The following is a 20,563-nucleotide window of genomic DNA, read 5'->3' as shown; positions in this document are numbered from 1 at the left end:
GAGATGGCAGACGAGGACAAGCTTCGCGAATACCTCAAGCGCGCGGTCGCCGACGCCCGCGACGCGCGGCGACGGCTGCGCGAGATCGAGCAGCGACGCCGCGAACCGATCGCGATCGTCGGCATGGCCTGCCGTTTCCCGGGCGAGGTCGACTCGCCGGAGCAGCTGTGGGACCTCGTCGCGGCCGGTGGCGACGCGATCGGGCCGTTCCCGGCCGACCGCGACTGGGACCTCGCCGGGCTGTTCGACGCCGACCCCGACGCGATCGGCAAGACGTACGCCCGCGAGGGCGGCTTCCTGCACGACGCCGCCGAGTTCGACGCGACCTTCTTCGGCATCTCGCCGCGCGAGGCGCTGGGCATGGACCCGCAGCAGCGGCTGCTGCTGGAGACCGCGTGGGAGGTGTTCGAGCGCGCCGGGATCGACCCCGGCCGGGTACGCGGCGAGCGGGTCGGCGTGTTCGTCGGCGCGACCGACCAGGCGTACGGGCCGCGCATGCACGAGGCGGGCGAAGCCGTCGCCGGGCACCTGCTCACCGGCAACACCTCCAGCGTCGCGTCCGGGCGCATCGCGTACCAGCTCGGGCTCACCGGCCCGGCCGTCACATTGGACACCGCCTGCTCGTCGTCGCTGGTAGCGCTGCACCTGGCCGCCCAGGCCCTGCGCAACGACGAGTGCACCATGGCCCTGGCCGGCGGGGTCATGGTGATGTCGACGCCGGGCACCTTCGTCGAGTTCAGCCGCCAGCGCGGCCTGTCGCCCAGCGGCCGCTGCCGCTCCTTCGCCGCCGCCGCCGACGGCACCGGCTGGTCGGAGGGCGCGGGACTGCTGCTCGTGGAGCGGCTGTCCGACGCCCGGCGGCTCGGCCACCGGGTGCTGGCCGTGATCCGGGGCAGCGCGGTCAACCAGGACGGGGCCTCCAACGGCCTCACCGCCCCCAACGGGCGCTCGCAGCAGCGGGTGATCCGCCAGGCGCTCGCCGACGCCGAACTGACCACGGCCGACGTCGATGCCGTGGAGGCGCACGGCACCGGCACGAAGCTCGGCGATCCGATCGAGGCCGAGGCGCTGCTGGCGACGTACGGGCAGGGCCGTGACGCCGACCGGCCGCTGTGGCTCGGCTCGGTCAAGTCGAACCTGGGCCACACCCAGCACGCCGCCGGGATCGCCGGGGTCATCAAGATGGTGCAGGCCCTGCGCGCAGGGATGCTGCCGCGGACGCTGCACGTCGACGAGCCGAGCCCGTACGTGGACTGGACCGCGGGCGGGGTGCGGCTGCTCACCGAGTCCCGCCCGTGGCCGGCCGGCGCCGTGCCGCGCCGGGCGGGCGTGTCGTCGTTCGGGGTCAGCGGCACCAACGCGCACCTGATCCTGGAGGAGGCCCCCGCCGACACCGGCCCGGACGACGCGTCCACCGACGAACCCCCGCCCGCGGTCGCGCCGGTCGCATCGCCGCCACCGGTGGACTGCGCCCTGGTGCCGTGGATCCTGTCCGGACGGTCGCCCGGTGCGCTGCGCGCGCAGGCCGCGCGGCTCGCCACCGCGCTCGCCTCGGTGGACCGGCTGGATGCGGGTCTGTCGCTGGCCGCGACACGCTCGGCCTTCGAACACCGCGCAGTCGTCCTGGCCGCCGACCACGTTGAGGCACTGGCCGGGCTGGCCGCCCTCGCCGACGGCCGGTCGAGCGCCGCCGTGGTCACCGGCGAGGCCGTGCCGGGCCGGTTGGGTCTGCTGTTCACGGGTCAGGGTGCGCAGCGGGCGGGCATGGGGCTCGGCTTGTGCGAGGCGTTCCCGGTGTATGCGGCGGCTTTTGACGAGGTTTGCGCGGTCCTGGACCCGCTGCTGGGCCGGTCGTTGCGGGCCGCGATCGCGTCCGGGGACGGTCTGGAGCAGACCGGGTTGACGCAGCCTGCGTTGTTCGCGGTGGAGGTCGCGCTGTTCCGCCTGGTCGAGTCGCTGGGCGTCGTCCCCGCGTTCGTGGCGGGGCATTCGATCGGTGAGATCGCGGCTGCGCACGTGGCCGGGGTGCTGTCGCTGTCCGACGCGGCGACGCTGGTCGCGGCGCGGGGCCGGTTGATGCAGGCGCTGCCCGCCGGTGGGGCGATGGTGGCGGTGCGGGCGTCACGGGACCAGGTCACCGCGGCGCTGGCCGGGCTGGGGGAGCCGCTCACGGGCCGGGTCGGTATCGCGGCGGTGAACGGCCCGGCTTCGGTGGTGATCTCCGGTGACGAGCAGGCAGTGGACGCGGTCGTCGCCGTGCTGGGTGTGACCGGGCGCAGGCTGGCGGTCAGCCACGCGTTCCACTCGCCGCTGATGGAGCCGATGCTCGCCGAGTTCGAGCAGGTCGTGTCGGGGCTGCGGTTCAGCGTGCCGACGCTGCCGTTCGTGTCGACGGTGACCGGTGCCCTGGTCGACGCCGAGCAGCTGTGCCGTTCCGAGTACTGGGTGGAGCACGTGCGCCGCCCGGTCCTGTTCGCCGACGCGGTCGGCGCGCTGGCCCGCGAGGGCGTGACCACCCTGCTGGAGATCGGACCCGACGGGGTCCTGTCCGGACTCGTTCCCGAACTCGCACCCGACGCGGTCGCCGTGCCGCTGCTGCGCGCCGACCGCCCGGAGCCGCAGGCGGCCCTCACCGCACTGGCCGCGATCCACACCCGTGGCGCGGGCGTCGACTGGTCCGCGTACTTCGCCGGCACCGCGGCGCAGCGGATCGACCTGCCCACCTATGCGTTCCAGCGGCGGCGGTTCTGGGCGGGGCAGTCCGCCGGGCACGTCACCGCCGATCCGGCCGACCGCGAGTTCTGGCAGATCGTGGAACGCGAAGACCTGTCCGCCCTCGCCCACCTGGTAGGTCTCGACGGGACCGAGCTGGGTGCGGCCCTGCCCGCGCTCGCGGGCTGGCGTCGCCGCCGCCTCGGCCAGGCCGCCGCGGCACAGTGGCGCTACCAGACCGTGTGGCAGCCGCAGCCCGCCCCGGCCCCGGCCACGATCACCGGAGAGTGGCTCGTCGTCGCGGCCGACGACTTCGCCGCCGAGGCACAGCACGCCGTGCGCGCGCTGTCGGCCCGAGGCGCGGACGCCCGGATCGCCGACGCGGTCACCGCGACGGCCGACGGGGTGCTCATGCTCGGCCTGTCACCGCTGCCGTCGCTCACCGACACCCAGGCCTCGATCTGGACGCTGAGCCGGGGCGCGGTCGCGGTCACCGGTGCGGAGCGGCCGGAACCCGCCGGGCTTCAATGGTGGGCGCAGGCGCAGGAACTCGCCTGGCAGGACCTGCCGCACTGGCGGGGCATCGTCGACCTGGCCCCGGACCTCGACGAGCCCGGCTGGCTCCGGCTCGTCGACCTGCTCGCCACCGCCACCGAGTCGCAGTACGCGCTGCGTGCCGACGGGGTGTACGCACCTCGCCTGCACACCGCACCCACCGGGAACCGGCCCGCCTGGACCCCGCGCGGCACCGTGCTGCTGTCCGGGGCCGAGACCCCCGCTGCCGCGCTGCTGACCGGTTGGCTCGCCGCGGCCGGAGCCGAGGTCGCGGCGGTCGCCGCCGGGGACCTCGACGCCGCCGCGACCGTGCTCGCCACCCGCCGGGTGACCGCCGTCGTGCACGTCAACCACGACCCGGCCACCGGCCCCGCCATGATGTGGCTGCTCGACGAACTGACCCGGGGCCGCGACCTCGACGCGTACGTGCTGCTCTCCTCGGCGACGACGCTGTTCGGCGGGCCCGGCCAGGCCGCGCACGCCGGCCTGCGGCTGCACGCCGACGCTCTCGCCCAGCGCCGCCGCGCCGACGGCCTGCCCGCCGTCTCCGTCGCGTGGGGACTGTGGGACGGCGCCGAGGTGGCGCCCGCGGCAGGGTTCCGCCCGATGGCCGCCGAACCGGCCCTGCTCGCCCTGGCCGACGCCGCGACGCAGGCACCCGCCTGCGCGGTGATCGCCGACATCGACTGGCCGCGCGTAGCCGGGGCGGTGCCGGTCTCCGTCTGGTCGTTCATCGCCGACCTGCCGCAGGTCCGCGAACTGGAGCCGGAGGACGGCATCACGGCGGGTGGCGAACTGCGCCGGCGACTGGCGGGCCTCGGCCCGCAGGACCGCGACCGGGCACTGCTCGGCCTGGTCCTCGACCAGGTCGCGCTGGTGCTCGGCTACCCGGGCACCGACCAGCTCGGCGGCCGCCAGGCGTTCACCGAACTGGGGCTGAACTCGCTCACCGCGGTCGAGCTGCGCAACCGGCTCGCCGCGGCGACCGGGCTCACCTTGCCCGCGACACTCGTCTTCGACCACCCGAACCCCCAGGCGGTCGCGCACTACCTGGGCACCGAGCTGTTCAGCGCCGCGCCCGCCGCGACGGTGACCGCCCGGCAGGCCGCCGACGCGGACGAGCCGATCGCGATCGTGGGTATGGCATGCCGCTTCCCCGGCGACGTCGCCTCGCCCGAGGACCTGTGGGACCTGGTCGCCTCCGGCCGCGACGCCATCGGCGGCTTCCCCACCGACCGGGGCTGGGACGTCGAGGGGCTCTACGACCCCGACCCGGACGCGGCCGGCCGGACGTACGCGCGCGACGGCGGCTTCCTCTACGGCGCGGCCGAGTTCGACGCGGCGTTCTTCGGCATCTCGCCGCGGGAGGCACTGGCCATGGATCCGCAGCAGCGGCTGCTGCTGGAGACGGCGTGGGAGGCGTTCGAGCGCGCCGGGATCGACCCGGAGACGGTACGCGGCACCGAGATCGGGGTGTTCGCGGGCGGCAACGGCACCGACTACGCCTCGATGATGACCCGGGCGCCGGAGGGCGTCGACGGTTATCTGATGACCGGTACGGCGTCGAGCGTGGTCGCCGGGCGCATCTCGTACACGTTCGGGTTCACCGGGCCCGCCATGACCATCGACACCGCCTGCTCGTCGTCGCTGGTGGCACTGCACCTCGCCGCGCAGGCGCTGCGCAACGGCGAGTGCCGGATGGCGCTGGCCGGCGGCGTGACGGTGATGTCGACCCCGGGCACGTTCATCGAGTTCAGCCGCCAGCGCGGGTTGTCGCCGGACGGGCGGTGCAAGGCGTTCGCGGCGGAGGCCGACGGCACGGGTTGGGCCGAGGGTGCGGGGATGCTGCTGGTGGAGCGGCTGTCGGACGCGCGGCGGCTGGGGCATCGCGTCCTGGCGGTGGTACGCGGCTCGGCGGTGAACCAGGACGGTGCGTCGAACGGTCTGACCGCGCCGAACGGTCCTTCGCAGCAGCGGGTGATCCGGCAGGCGCTCGCTTCGGCGGGTCTGTCCACCTCGGAGGTGGACCTGGTCGAGGCGCATGGCACCGGTACGCGGCTGGGCGATCCGATCGAGGCCGAGGCGCTGCTGGCGACGTACGGGCAGGGCCGGTCTGCTGATCAGCCGCTGTGGCTGGGGTCGTTGAAGTCGAACATCGGGCATGCGCAGGCGGCCGCCGGGGTGGGCGGTGTGATCAAGGTGGTGCAAGCGCTGCGCCACGGGGTCATGCCGCAGACGCTGCACGTGGAGAACCGGTCGCCGTTCGTGGACTGGTCGGCGGGCGCGGTCGAGCTGCTGACCGAGGCGAAGCAGTGGCCTGAACTGGACCGGCCCCGCCGGGCGGCGGTGTCCTCGTTCGGGGCCAGCGGCACCAACACCCACGTCATCATCGAGCAGGCCCCCGAGCCCGACCCGGTCATGCCGCCGACGAGCGGCACGGGCACCGGTCCCGTGGCATGGGCGTTGTCCGCGAAGTCCGACACCGCCCTGCGCGACCAGGCACAGGCGCTGCTCGCGGTCGTGGATCCACGCCACCTTGACACGGATCCCGCTGCGGACGATGCCGACGTCACCGCGATCGCAGCGGCACTGGCCAGTCGCACCGCTTTCGATCACCGGGCTGTCGTACTCGGCGATGACCTTGCCGAACTGACCGCGGGCTTGTCCGCCCTCGCCTCCGGCAGCGACGCCCCGGGCCTGGTCACCGACGCGGTGGCATCTGGTCGGCTCGGTCTGCTGTTCACGGGCCAGGGCGCGCAACGGGCGGGCATGGGACTCGGCCTTTATGAGGCGTTCCCGGTGTATGCGGCGGCGTTCGACGAGGTGTGCTCCGTCCTGGACCCGTTGCTGGGCCGGTCGCTGCGGGACGCGATCGCTTCTGGGGACGGTCTGGAGCAGACGGGGTTGACGCAGCCTGCGTTGTTCGCGGTCGAGGTGGCGCTGTTCCGCCTGGCGGCGTCGCTGGGTGTGACGCCCGATCTTGTGGCGGGGCATTCGATCGGTGAGATCGCGGCTGCGCATGTGGCCGGGGTGTTGTCGCTGGCGGATGCGGCGACGTTGGTCGCTGCGCGGGGCCGGTTGATGCAGGCACTGCCGTCGGGTGGGTCGATGGTGGCGGTGCGCGCTTCGCGTGAGCAGGTCACGGCTGCGCTCGACGGGCTGGGGGAGCCGTTCGCGGGCCGGGTCGGTATCGCGGCGGTCAACGGCCCGGCGTCGGTGGTCGTGTCCGGTGATGAGCGGGCCGTGGATGCGGTCATGGCGGCGCTGGGCCTGGACGGTCGCAGGCTGGCGGTCAGCCATGCGTTCCACTCGCCGCTGATGGAGCCGATGCTGGGCGAGTTCGAGCAGGTCGTGTCGGGGTTGCGGTTCGAACCGCCGAAGGTCGCGTTCGTGTCCTCGGTGACCGGTGCGCTGGTCAGTGCCGAGGAACTGTCCCGGCCGGGTTACTGGGTTGATCACGTACGCCGACCGGTGCTGTTCGCCGACGCGGTCGGCACACTGGTCCGGGAGGGTGCGTCCACGCTGCTGGAGATCGGGCCGGACGCCGTGCTCACCGCGATGGCGTCCGCGTTCCTGCCGGACGGGGTCGCGGCGGTCGGCCCGCAGCGGCGCGACCGCGACGAGGCACGCGAGCTGCTCACGGCGCTGGCGCGCCTGCACACCAGGGGAGCGATCACCGGGTGGCCGCGCCGGGCCGACGCCGCGTCCTCGGTGGACCTGCCGACGTATCCGTTCCAGCGGCAGCGGTACTGGCTGACCGCGGCCGCGGCGGCCGACCTGGCCGCCACCGGCCTCGACGACGCCGGGCACCCGCTGCTCGGCGCGGCGGTGGAACTGGCCGGCGGTGACGGCGCGCTGCTCACCGGCCGGATCTCGCTGTACGGCCAGCCCTGGTTGGCCGACCACCGGGTGATGGACACGGTGCTGCTGCCGGGCACCGCCTTCGTCGAGCTGGCCGTGCGCGCCGGTGACCAGGTCGGCTGCGGCGTGCTCGACGAGCTGACCCTCGCCGCGCCACTGGTGCTGGCGGCCGGCGAGCCGGTGACGTTGCAGGTGGCCGTGGGCGCCGCCGCCGACGACGGACGCCGACCCGTCAGTGTGTACGCCCGCGCCGGTGACGGCGACGAGTGGACCCGCCACGCGACCGGCTTCGTCGCGCCCGCCGTGCCCGTCGCCCCCGGGGAGGGCCTGACGGCGTGGCCGCCGCCGGGCGCGGACGAGCTGCCAGTCGACGACGCGTACGACCGGCTGGCCGTGCAGGGATACGGCTACGGTCCTGGGTTCCAGGGCCTGCGCCGGGCCTGGCGCAGCGGCGACGACGTGTACGCCGAGGTCGCCCTGCCGGATTCGCTGAACCCGGCCGGCTACCGGCTGCACCCCGCGCTGCTCGACGCGACCCTGCACGCGTTCATGCTCCGCGCCCTCGACGACGCCGAACCGGCCCTGCCGTTCGCCTGGAACGGCGTGTCGGTGCACGCCGTCGGCGCGACCGACCTGCGGGTCCGGTTCACCTCCACCGGCCCGGACACGGTCGCGGTGCTGATCGCCGACGCCACCGGTGCGCCCGTGGCCGAAGCCCGCTCGCTGCAGTGGCGCACCGTCACCGCGGACGCGCTCCCGGCCGCCCGCTCACCCCACCGCGACGCCCTGTTCACCGTCGACTGGGACGCCGTTCCCGCGGGTCCGGCGGGTGACCGCACCGGCTGGGCCGTGCTCGGCTCCGACGATCTGCGGCTGGGCGCGCGCCTTGGCGTCACCCGGCACGGCGCGAACCTCGACGACCTGCTCGCCGACGCGGGCGAGGTGGTGCCGGACACGGTGCTGACCTGCCTGGTCGAACCCGCCGACGCGGACGACCGTACCGACGGCGGGGTCATCGGGGAGGTCCACGCCGCCACCCGGGCCGCGCTGGAGCTGGCCCAGGCCTGGCTGGGCGACCCGCGGTTCGCGCAGTCCCGGCTGGTCGTGGTGACCCGCGGCCTGCTCGCCGAGGACGCCGGCGGCGGTGACCTGGCACTGGCCGCCGCCACCGCGCTGCTGCGGTCCGCGCAGGCCGAGAACCCGGACCGGATCCTGCTGGCCGACCTCGACGGCGCCGACGACGCGGCCGACCTGCTGCCCGCGGCGCTGGCCACCGGCGAACCGCAGGTGGCGATCCAGCAGGGCCGGGTACGCGCACCCCGCCTCAGCCGGGTGCGCCCGGCCACCGGCGAAGGCGCGGCGCTGCGCACCGATGGGACCGTGCTGATCACCGGCGGCACCGGCGGCCTCGGCGCGATCCTGGCCCGCCACCTGGTGGTCGAACACGGCGTGCGGCACCTGCTGCTCGCCGGACGGCGCGGTCTGGCCGGCTCCGGAGCCCAGGAACTGTCCGACCAGCTGACCGCGCTCGGCGCGCAGGTCACCGTGGCCGCCTGCGACACCGCCGACCGGGACGCGCTGGCCCGCCTGCTGGCAGGCATCCCCGCCGACCGGCCGCTGACCGCCGTCGTGCACGCCGCCGGTGTCGCCGACGACGGCGTCATCGGCTCGCTGGACCCGCACCGGCTCGCCGGTGTCCTACGGCCCAAGGTGGACGCGTCCTGGCACCTGCACGAGCTGACCCAGGACACCGACCTCGACGCGTTCGTGCTGTTCTCCTCCGCCGCCGCCGTGTTCGGGGCACCCGGCCAGGGCAACTACGCGGCCGCCAACGCGTTCCTCGACGGCCTCGCCCTGCACCGCCGCGAGCAGGGCCTGCCCGCGACCGCGCTGTCGTGGGGCCTGTGGGCGGCCCGGAGCAGCGGCATCACCGGCCACCTCGGCGACGCCGACTTCCAGCGCATGGCGCGGGCCGGTCTCACCGCGCTCGACGAGCAGGAGGGCCTGGCGCTGCTGGACACCGCGCTCGGCCGGCCGGACCCGTGGCTGCTGCCGATGCGGCTGGACCTGCGGGTGCTGCGCGCCCCGGGCAACGCCGTGCCGGCCCTGCTCCGCGGCCTGGTGCCGATTCCGGGACAGCGCACCGCGGCGAGCGGCCAGCGGATGTCCGGCCTCGCCGACGACCTCGCCCGGCTCGGCGAGGCCGAGCAGCGGGAACTGCTCGGCGACCTGGTCCGCAAGCAGGTCGCCACGGTGCTCGGCCACGCCGCCGGGGCCGCCGTCGATCCCGACCGGGCGTTCAAGGAGCTGGGTTTCGACTCACTCACTGCGGTGGACCTGCGCAACCGGCTCAACACGCTGACCGGGCTGCGGCTGCCCGCGACGCTGGTGTTCGACCACCCGACGCCGGGCTCGCTCGCCGAGCATCTGCGGGCGGCGCTGGCCGGCCCCGGCATCGACCCGGAGCGGCTGGTGCACCAGGAACTCGACCGGCTGGAGACGGCGCTCGCCGCCGACCTCGACGACCTGGCCCGGGCACGCGCGAAGGTGCGCCTGCAGGAGCTGCTGTCGCAGTGGGACACCCCCGCGGCGACCACCGACGTGACTTCGGAACTGCGGGACGCGTCAGCCGACGAGCTCTACGACTTCGTCGGGCGCGAGTTCGGCATCGCGATCTGAGCTGGGGAGATAGCTGACAATGGCGGACGAGAAACTGCTCGGGTACTTCAAGAAGGTCACGGCGGAGCTGTACCAGACCCGTCGGCGGCTGCAGGAACTGGAGTCGCAGGACACCGAGCCCATCGCGATCATCGGCATGGCCTGCCGGTACCCGGGCGGGGTGCGCACGCCCGAGGACCTGTGGCGGCTCGTCGCCGACGGCGTCGACGCGGTGTCGGAGTTCCCGGCGAACCGGGGTTGGCCCGCGGACCTGTACGACCCGGACCCGGAGGCGACCGGCAAGAGCTACTCCCGGGAGGGCGGCTTCCTGCACGACGCCGATGCGTTCGACGCCGAGTTCTTCGGCATGTCGCCGCGGGAGGCGCTCGGTGTGGACCCGCAGCAGCGGCTGCTGCTGGAGATCTCGTGGGAGGCGTTCGAGCGGGCCGGCATCGACCCGGCCGCCGCGCAGGAGACCCCGGTCGGCGTGTTCGCCGGGGTGATGTACGCCGACTACGGCGTACGGCTGCTGCACGACATTCCGGAAGGGTTCGAGGGATACCTGCTCACCGGCAGCGCGGGCAGCGTCGCGTCCGGCCGGGTCGCGTACAACCTGGGCCTGGTCGGCCCGGCCGTCACCGTCGACACCGCGTGCTCGTCGTCACTGGTGGCGATGCACCTGGCGGCGCGGGCGCTGCGCTCGGGTGACTGCACCCTGGCGCTGGCCGGCGGCGTCACGGTGATGTCGATGCCGGGCACGTTCGTCGAGTTCAGCCGCCAGCGCGGGCTGGCCCCGGACGGGCGGTCGAAGTCGTTCGCCGCCGCGGCCGACGGGGTGGGCTGGTCGGAGGGCGCGGGCATGCTGCTGCTGGAGCGGCTGTCCGACGCCCGGCGCAACGGCCACCGCGTGCTCGCGCTGCTGCGCGGCTCGGCGGTCAACCAGGACGGGGCGTCCAACGGGCTCACCGCGCCCAACGGGCCGTCGCAGCGGCGGGTGATCCGGCAGGCGCTGGTCAACGCCCGGCTGGACCCGGCCGACGTGGACGTGGTCGAGGCGCACGGCACCGGCACCACCCTGGGCGACCCGATCGAGGCCGAGGCGCTGCTGGCGACGTATGGGCAGGACCGGCCCGCGGACCGGCCGCTGCGGCTCGGTTCGATCAAGTCGAACCTGGGGCACACCCAGGCGGCCGCGGGTGTCGCCGGTGTGATCAAGATGGTGCAGGCGCTGTCGCACGAGGCTCTGCCGCGCACGCTGCACGTGGACGCGCCGTCACCGCACGTGGACTGGTCGTCGGGCGCGGTCGAGCTGCTGACCGACCAGCGGCCTTGGCCGCGCGCGGAGACACCGCGCCGGGCCGGGGTGTCCTCGTTCGGCATCAGCGGGACCAACGCCCACGTGATCATCGAGGAGGCCCCGGCCGCCGAGGCAGCGGTTGCCGAGGTCGCCGCGCCGGTCGACCCTGCCGGGCCGTCCGGCGACGGGTCCACCGTGGACGTTCCAGTCCCGGCCGTGCGGGTGGCGATGCCGGTCGTGCCGTGGTTGCTGAGCGCCCGTAACCCGCAGGCGCTGCGAGAGCAGGCCGAACGGCTGCACGCGGCCGTGTCCGGTCTCGACGCGCAGGATGTCGGCTTCACGCTGGCCACGGCCAGGGCACGGTTCGACCACCGGGCCGTGGTGACCGGACCCGATCGCGACACCCTGCTGTCGGGCCTGTCCGCGCTGGCAGCGGGTACGCCCTCACCCGACGTCGTACAGGACGTGGTGACACCGGGCCGATTGGGCCTGCTGTTCACGGGTCAGGGTGCGCAGCGTATGGGCATGGGCTCGGGCCTCTACGAGGCGTTTGCGGTGTATGCGGCGGCGTTCGACGAGGTGTGTGCGGTCCTGGATCCGCTGCTGGGCCGGTCGTTGCGGGACGCGATCGCGTCCGGGGACGGGTTGGAGCAGACCGGTCTGACGCAGCCTGCGCTGTTCGCGGTGGAGGTGGCGCTGTTCCGGCTCGTGGAGTCGTTGGGCGTGACGCCTGGCTTCGTGGCGGGGCACTCGATCGGTGAGATCGCCGCTGCGCATGTGGCAGGGGTGCTGTCGCTGGCGGATGCGGCGACGCTGGTCGCCGCGCGGGGCCGGTTGATGCAGGCACTGCCTGCCGGTGGGTCGATGGTGGCCGTGCGCGCTTCGCGCGAGCGGGTCACCGCGGCGCTGGCGGAGCTGGCCGAGCAGCACGCGGGCCAGGTGGGCAGCTCTACCGGCGACGTTCCGGTGTCGGCGGTCGGCATCGCGGCGGTGAACGGCCCCGCATCGGTGGTGATCTCTGGTGACGAGCAGGCTGTGGACGCGGTCGTCGCAGCCTTGGGCGTGAGCGGGCGCAGGCTGTCGGTCAGCCACGCGTTCCACTCGCCGTTGATGGAGCCGATGCTCGAAGAGTTCGAGCAGATCGTGTCGGGGCTGCGGTTCGAGCCGCCGAAGATCGCGTTCGTGTCGACGGTGACCGGTGGTCTGGTGGGTGCCGACGAGTTGTCCCAGCCGGGTTACTGGGTCGACCACGTGCGGCGTCCGGTGCTGTTCGCGGATGCGGTGGTCGAGCTGGAGCGGCAGGGTGCGGCCACGTTGCTGGAGGTCGGGCCGGACGCGGTGCTGACCGCGATGGCAGCAGACTCCGTCACCGACGCCGTCGCGGTGCCGCTGCTGCGCCGCGACCTGCCCGAGCCCCAGGCACTGTGGGCCGGGCTGGGCCGTCTGCTCGCGCGTGGTGTGCCGGTCGCGCTCGCCGCCGCCTACGAGAGCACCGGCGCGCAACCCGTCGACCTGCCGACCTACGCCTTCCAGCACGAGCGGTACTGGCTGCTGCCCCCGGCGGGCAGCGGCGACGTCGCCGCAGCCGGTCTCGGCGCGGCCCGCCACCCGCTGCTCGGCGCGACCGTCGAACTGGCCGAGGGCGACACGGTCGTGCTGACCGGCCGCGTCTCCACGCAGACCCACCCGTGGCTGGCGGACCACGCCATCCTGGACACCGTGCTGGTTCCCGGCACGGCGCTGCTGGAACTCGCCACGCGCGCCGGCGACCAGGTCGGCTGCCATCACGTCGCGGAGCTGACACTGGCCACGCCGCTCGTGCTGGCCGGAACCGACCCGGTGCAGTTGCAGGTGGTGGTGGGTGCGGCCGATCCGGACGGGCAGCGCGAGCTGACGATCCACTCCCGCGCCGACGAGGACCAGCCCTGGACCCGCCACGCCGAAGGCCTGCTCGGACCGTCGGCTCCGGCGAACCCCGCCGGCCTAGGCGTGTGGCCGCCCGTGGGGGCCCGGGAGGTCCCGGTCGACGGCCTCTACGAGCGCCTGGTGACGCAGGGCCACGGCTACGGCCCCGCCTTCCAGGGGCTGCGCCACGTCTACCGCGACGGCGCCACGATCTACGCCGAGGTCGCACTGCCCGAAGCGGTACGCCCCGACGCGGCCCGGTTCGTGCTGCACCCGGCGCTGCTGGACGCGGCGCTGCACCCGCTGCTGCGCGGGGTGGCCGGCGACGACCTGCCCGGCGGGCTGCCGTTCTCCTGGTCCGGCGTGACCGTGCACCGGGGCGGCGCGGCGGCGCTGCGGGTCCGGCTGGCCCTGTCCGGCCCGGACACGGTGGCCCTGGACGCCTACGACGAGACCGGCGCACCGGTGGCCACGGTGGACTCGCTGCTGTCCCGGCAGGTGTCGGCCGACGCGCTGCGCGGCGCGGGCCGGACCTTCCACGACCACCTCTACCGGCTGGACTGGGTGCCGCTGCGGGCAGCCGAAGCGACCCGAGCCGAGTGGACCGGACTCGCGGACCTGCCCGCCACGGGTTCGGTGCCCGCCATCGTGCTGACCGAGCTGGCGGCCCCTGCGGACGGGCCGGAGCCGGACCGTGTGCGCGAGGCCGCCCGGCAGGCGCTCGACCTGGTGCAGCGCTGGCTCGACGACGACCGGTACGCGGATTCGCGGCTCGTGGTGCACACTCGGGGCGCGGTCGGCCAGACGCCGGACCTGGCGCTGGCCGCCGCGTGGGGCCTGCTGCGCACCGCGCAGACCGAGAACCCGGGCCGGTTCGTGCTGGTGGACGGCGACGGCGACCTCGGTGCGGCCCTGGCCACCGGCGAACCGCAGCTCGTCCTCCGCGACGGGCAGGCGCTCGCCGGCCGGCTCGCCCGGGTCGAGTCCGCACCGGCGGCACCGTCCGCAACCTGGCCTGCCGACGGCACGGTCCTGATCACCGGGGCGACCGGCGGGCTCGGCGCGCTGCTGGCCCGGCACCTGGTCACCGCGCACGGGGTACGCCGCCTGCTGCTGACCAGCCGCCGGGGTCTCGACGCGCCCGGCGCGGAGCAGCTACGCGCCGACCTGATCGGGCTCGGTGCTCAGGTCACCGTCGCGGCGTGCGACAGCGCGGACCGCGACGCCCTCGCGGAGCTGCTGGCCGGTATCGACCCGGCGGTCCCGCTGGGGGCTGTCGTGCACACCGCGGGCGTGCTCGACGACGCCGTCGCCGCGGGGATGACCGCAGAGCAGCTCGACCGGGTGCTGCGGCCGAAGGTCGACGGCGCGTGGCACCTGCACGACCTCACCCGGGACGCCGAGCTGGACCAGTTCGTCGTCTACTCCTCGTCTGCGGGCGTGTTCGGCGGGCCTGGCCAGGCCAACTACGCGGCAGCCAACGCCTTCCTGGACGCGCTGGCGCTGCGCCGCCGCGCCGCCGGGCTGCCCGCGGCCTCGATCGGCTGGGGCCTGTGGGCCCAGGACGGCGGCATCACCGCGGAACTGTCCGGCAACGACCTCGCCCGTATCGCCCGCGCCGGCATGTCGCCGCTGCGCGAGGAGGAGGGGTTGCGCCTGTTCGACACGGTGCTCGCCGAGGGCCACGCGGCGGTGCTGCCGATGCGCCTGGAACTGTCCGCGCTGCGCGCCATGAACGACCTGCCCGCGCTGCTGACCGGCCTGGTGCGCCGCGCTCCGCGCCGCGCGGCCGCCGGTCGCGGGCAGGGCGGTTCGGCCGGGCTGCGTGAGCGGCTGGCGGGCCTGTCCGCCGCCGACCGGGCCAAGGTCCTGCTCGATCTGGTACGCGGCCAGGTCGCCGCGGTGCTCGGGCACGCCGGCGCCGACACCGTCGACGCCGCGAGGGCGTTCAAGGACGTCGGCTTCGACTCGCTGACCGCCGTCGAGCTGCGCAACCAGCTCAACACGGTCACCGGGCTGCGGCTGCCCGCCGCGCTGATCTTCGACTACCCGTCGCCGCAGGCCATCGCGACCCTGCTGGACACCGAGCTGGGCGGCGCGGCCGCGACGGCGGCACCGGTCGCGGTGACGGCCGTGGCCGACGACGACCCCATCGTCATCACGGGCATGGCCTGCCGCCTGCCCGGCGGGGTCGAAAGCCCGGAGCAGCTGTGGGATCTCGTCGCGCGCGGCGGGGACGCGGTGGGCGACTTCCCCGCCGACCGCGGCTGGGACGTGGCGGGCGTCTACGACCCCGACCCGGACGCGGCCGGCAAGAGCTACACCCGGCAGGGCGGTTTCGTCAGCGGCATCGACCGGTTCGACGCGGGCCTGTTCGGGATCTCGCCGCGCGAGGCGCTGAGCATGGATCCGCAGCAACGGCTGCTGCTGGAGACGGCGTGGGAGAGCTTCGAGAGCGCCGGGGTCGACCCGCAGGCGGCCCGGGGCGGGCAGACCGGCGTGTTCGTCGGCGTCAGCAGCCAGGACCACGCCACGATCCTGGCCCGCGTGCCCGGGTTCGAGGGCCAGCTGCTGTCCGGCAGCGCGAACAGCATCGCCTCCGGGCGGATCGCGTACCACCTGGGCCTGACCGGTCCCGCGATCACCCTGGACACGGCCTGCTCGTCGTCGCTGGTGGCGATGCACCTGGCCGCGCAGGCGCTGCGCAACGGCGAATGTGACATGGCGCTGGCCGGCGGCGCGCTGGTGATGTCGACGCCGACGCTGTTCGTCGAGTTCAGCCGCCAGCGCGGGCTGGCCCCGGACGGGCGCTGCAAGGCGTTCTCGGCCGCCGCCGACGGCACCGGCTGGGCCGAGGGCGTGGCGATGCTGCTGCTCGAACGCGAGTCCGACGCCCGCGCCCGCGGTCACGAGATCCTCGCCGTGCTGCGCGGTTCCGCGGTCAACCAGGACGGGGCGTCCAACGGGCTGATGGCCCCGAACGGCCCGTCGCAGCAGCGCGTGATCCGGCAGGCGCTCGCCTCGGCGGGGCTGTCCCCGGCCGACGTGGACGCCGTCGAGGCGCACGGCACCGGCACCCGGCTCGGCGACCCGATCGAGGCCGAGGCGATCCTGGCCACGTACGGGCGGGAACGGCCCGCCGGCCGGCCGCTGCTGCTCGGCTCGGTGAAGTCGAACCTCGGCCACACCCAGCACGCGGCGGGGGCGGCCGGTGTCATCAAGATGATCATGGCGATGCGGCACGGGGTGCTGCCGCAGACGCTGCACGTCGACGAGGCGTCGCCGCACATCGACTGGTCCGGCGGCACCGTGGAGCTGCTGCGCGCCGCCCGGCCGTGGCCTGATTCGGCTGCGCCCCGCCGGGCGGCGGTGTCGTCGTTCGGCGTGAGCGGCACCAACGCCCACGTGATCCTGGAACAGCCCGCCGCGCCACCGCAGCCGTCCACCCCCGACTTCCGGACGGTGAAGTCGCCTGCCGCGTCCCCGTCGTCCGAGATCCTGCCGGCGCGCGAAACGGTGCCGTGGGTTGTTTCCGGCCGGACCGCCACGGCGCTTCGCGATCAGGCGGCCCGCCTGCTCACGGCGGTGGGGGACCACGAACCCGCTGCCGTGGCACGCACGCTGACCTCCCGGACGGTGTTCGAGCACCGTGCGGTGGTCGTCGGCGGGGATCGTGACGAGTTGCTGTCCGGTCTGCGGGCGGTCGCGGACGGCACCGCCGGTGGTGTGGTGGGCAGGGGCGCGCTTGCGCTGCTGTTCACGGGTCAGGGTGCGCAGCGGGCGGGCATGGGACTCGGCCTTTATGAGGCGTTTCCGGTGTATGCGGCGGCGTTCGACGAGGTGTGCGCGGTCCTTGACCCGTTGCTGGGCCGGTCGTTGTGGGATGCGGTCGCTTCTGGGGACGGTCTGGAGCAGACGGGGTTGACGCAGCCTGCGCTGTTCGCGGTGGAGGTGGCGCTGTTCCGCCTGGTGGAGTCGCTGGGTGTGACGCCGGGGTTCGTGGCGGGGCATTCGATCGGTGAGATCGCGGCTGCGCATGTGGGCGGGGTGTTGTCGCTGGCGGATGCGGCGACGTTGGTCGCGGCGCGGGGCCGGTTGATGCAGGCACTGCCGTCGGGTGGGTCGATGGTGGCGGTGCGGGCTTCGCGTGAGCAGGTCACGGCTGCGCTGGCCGGGTTGGCCGACCTGCGCGCGGGCCAGGTGGGCATCGCGTCTGGCGATGACCTGGCATCGTCGGTGGGCATCGCGGCGGTCAACGGTCCGTCGTCGGTGGTGATCTCGGGTGACGAGCAGGCCGTGGACGCCGTCGTCGCCGCGCTGGGCGTGAACGGGCGCAGGCTGGCGGTCAGCCATGCGTTCCACTCACCATTGATGGAACCGATGCTGGCCGAGTTCGAGCAGGTCGTGTCGGGGTTGCGGTTCGAGGCTCCGACGGTGCCGTTCGTGTCCTCGGTGACCGGCGGGCTGGTGGGTGCCGATGAGCTGTCCCGGCCGGGTTACTGGGTGGAGCACGTGCGGCGTCCGGTGCTGTTCGCGGACGCGGTGGTCGAGCTGGAGCGGCAGGGTGTGTCCACGCTGCTGGAGGTCGGGCCGGACGCGGTGCTGACCGCGATGGCCGCCGACTCCGTCACCGACGCTGTGGCCGTGCCGATGCTGCGGCGGGATCGGGCGGAGGAGCACAGCGTGCTGGCCGCGCTGGGTGAGGTCTTCGTGCGCGGCGCGGCGGCCGTCGACTGGGTCGCCGTGCTGCGTGGCCAGGGGCGGCGGGTGCCGCTGCCGACGTACGCGTTTCAGCACGAGAGCTACTGGCTCACCGTGCCGCCGGGTGCGGGCGACGCGGCGGCGATCGGTGTCGGCGACGCCGACCACCCGCTGCTCGGCGCGACGGTCGAGCTGGCCGGCGGCGGTCTGGTGCTCACGGGAAGGCTGTCGCCCGCCACCCAACCGTGGCTGAACGACCACGCCGTGATGGGCGCCGTACTGCTGCCGGGCACGGCGTTCGTCGAGCTGGCGCTGCGCGCCGCCCGGGAGGCGGGCTGCCCGCGTATCGAGGAGCTGACCCTCGTCGCGCCGCTGGCGCTGCCGGCGGGCGGCGGGGTACGGGTGCAGGTCACCGTGTCCGAGCGCGACGACAAGGGACGGCGTACCGTCGAGATCCACTCGCGGCCGGACGGCGACCCGGACGCGGCGTGGTCGCAGCATGCCGCCGGGGTACTCACGGAGACCCCCGCGGTGCCCGAGGCGGCCGGCACGGCGTGGCCGCCACCGGAGGTCACCGAGCTGGACGTCACCGGCGTATACGACGACCTGGCCGGGCAGGGCTACCGCTACGGTCCGGCGTTCCAGGGCATGCGCCGGGTCTGGCAGCGCGACCGCGAGCTGTACGTCGAGGTCGAACTCCCCGAGGCGCAGCGGGCCGCGGCGGGCCGGTGCATGGTGCACCCGGCCCTGCTCGACGCGGCCCTGCACGCCCTGCTGCCCGGGGTGACCGCCGAATCGACCACACCCGGCCTGCCGTTTTCCTGGAACGGCGTGACCCTGCACCGCCCCGGCGTGACCGCCCTGCGCGGCCGCCTGACCCGGCAGAGCGCCGACGCGGGCCTCGACACGGTGCGCCTGGACCTCACCGACGAGTACGGCACCCCCGTGGTCTCGGTCGAGTCGATGCTGTCCCGCCCGATCCCCGCCGACGCGCTCGCCGCCGCCCCGCACGACGCGCTCTACCGCGTTGACTGGACCGACGTGCCCGCAGCGCAGACCGCCGCGGACTGGGCGGTGCTCGGCGACGAGGAGTACGCTGCGGCACTGCCGGGCACCCGCTACGGCGGACTGTCCGAACTGACCGAATCCGGCAATCAGATACCCCCGCAGGTGCTCGTGCCCGTGGCGGCTGACCCGTCGGGCGACGTCGCCGAGCAGGCCCGCGCGGCTGCCCAAGAGGTGCTCGACCTGGCGCAGCGCTGGCTGCGCGAACCCCGTTTCGCGGACTCCCGCCTGGTCCTGCTCACCCGCGGAGCCGTCGCGGCGGGCGACGAGGCCGCGACCGACCTGCCGTACGCCGCCGCGCGTGGCCTGCTGCTGTCGGCCGCGACCGAGAACCCCGGCCGCTTCGCCGTCGTCGACGTCGACGGGGACGCGCGTTCCCTGGCCGCGCTGCCGGTCGCGCTCGGCTCCGGCGAGACCGACCTCGCCGTACGCGAAGGAAAGGTCCTCACCCCGCGCCTGGCCGCGGCCCCGCGCCGCGAACCGTCCGCGCTCGACTGGGACCCGGCGGGCACCGTCCTGGTCACCGGCGCGACCGGAGGCCTGGGCGCGCTGCTCGCCCGGCACCTGGTCGCCCGGCACGGGGTGCGGCGGCTGCTGCTGGTCAGCAGGCGCGGCCCGGCCGCGCCCGGGGCCGACGAGCTGCGCGACGAGCTCACCCGCCAGGGAGCCGAGGTGGAGATCACGGCCTGCGACGTGTCCGACCGCGACCAGGTCGCGCGGCTCGTCGCGGCCGTGCCGGCGGACCGGCCGCTGACCGCCGTCCTGCACACCGCGGGCGTGCTCGACGACAGCATGCTCACCGCGATGACGCCCGAGCAGGTCGACGGCGTGCTGCGGCCCAAGACCGACGCCGCTTGGCACCTACACGAGCTGACCCGGGACCGGGAACTGGCCGCGTTCGTCCTCTACTCGTCGGTGTCCGGCCTGCTGGGGCCGCCGGGACAGGCCAACTACGCGGCGGGCAACGCGTTCCTCAACGCGCTCGCCGCCCAGCGCCGCGCCGCCGGGCTGCCCGGCATTTCCCTGGCCTGGGGCCTGTGGGCGCAGGAGGGCGGCATGATCGCCCAGCTCGACGAGGCCGACCGCAGGCGGGTCGCCCGCGGCGGGGTGGTGCCGATGAGCGAGGACGAGGGCATGGCCCTGTTCGACGCCGCGATGGTCCACGACGAGAGCCTGCTCGCGCCGGTGCGCTTCGACACCGCCGCGCTGCGGGCCCTCGGCGGCGGCCTGCCCCGGGTGCTGCGCGGCCTGGTACGCGCCCGCGCCCAGGCGTCGGCCGCCCCGACCGTGCCGCTGTCGCAGCGGCTCGCCGGGCTGGATGCCGAGCAGCGCGACCGGCTGCTGTCCGATCTGGTCCGCGCCGAGATCGCCGCGGTGCTCGGGCACAGCGGCCGGGACGCCATCGACCCCGACCGGCCGTTCACCGACCTGGGGTTCGACTCCCTGGCCGCCGTCGAGCTGCGCAACCGGCTCGGCTCGGCCGCCGGGCTGCGCCTGCCCGCCACGCTGGTGTTCGACTACCCGACCGCCGGGGCGGTGGCCGGCTACCTGGCGGCCGAGCTGCCCTCGGCGGCCGTGCCGGTCTCGTTCGAGCAGGAGCTGGCCCGCCTGGAGGCGGGACTGGCGGCGCTGACCCGCGACGCGGAGGTCGCCGGACCGATCGCGGCACGGCTGGAACGGATGCTGGTCGGCCTGCGCGGTTCGGCCGTCTCGACCGCGGGGGCGGAATCCGAGCACGATCTGCAGACGGTTCCGCTGGACCGGCTGCTCGACATCATCGACACCGAGTTCGAGCTGTAGGGGCCTGAC

Annotated in this window: 2 protein-coding genes; both read left to right on the top strand. The window is 74.8% G+C overall.

What is annotated here, in order from left to right:
* Positions 1-3: 3 nt before the first annotated feature.
* Positions 4-9,807, top strand: a complete 9,804-nt coding sequence (locus AB0B35_RS07305; protein WP_361041887.1) for an SDR family NAD(P)-dependent oxidoreductase — start codon at positions 4-6, stop codon at positions 9,805-9,807.
* 19 nt (positions 9,808-9,826) lie between these two features.
* Positions 9,827-20,554, top strand: a complete 10,728-nt coding sequence (locus AB0B35_RS07300) for a type I polyketide synthase (RefSeq protein WP_361041884.1) — start codon at positions 9,827-9,829, stop codon at positions 20,552-20,554.
* Positions 20,555-20,563 lie beyond the last annotated feature (9 nt).

It is taken from the genome of Catellatospora sp. NPDC049133 (assembly GCF_040648455.1).
GTDB classification, from domain to species: domain Bacteria; phylum Actinomycetota; class Actinomycetes; order Mycobacteriales; family Micromonosporaceae; genus Catellatospora; species Catellatospora aurea.
The sequence above is the reverse complement of the archived record's forward strand: the minus strand, read 5'-3'. Positions and strand labels throughout refer to the sequence as shown.

Bases quoted from the DNA above. Each gene is read 5' to 3' on its own strand.
- AB0B35_RS07305 (WP_361041887.1), top strand. From the start codon at position 4: ATGGCAGACGAGGACAAGCTTCGCGAATACCTCAAGCGCGCGGTCGCC.
- AB0B35_RS07300 (WP_361041884.1), top strand. From the start codon at position 9,827: ATGGCGGACGAGAAACTGCTCGGGTACTTCAAGAAGGTCACGGCGGAG.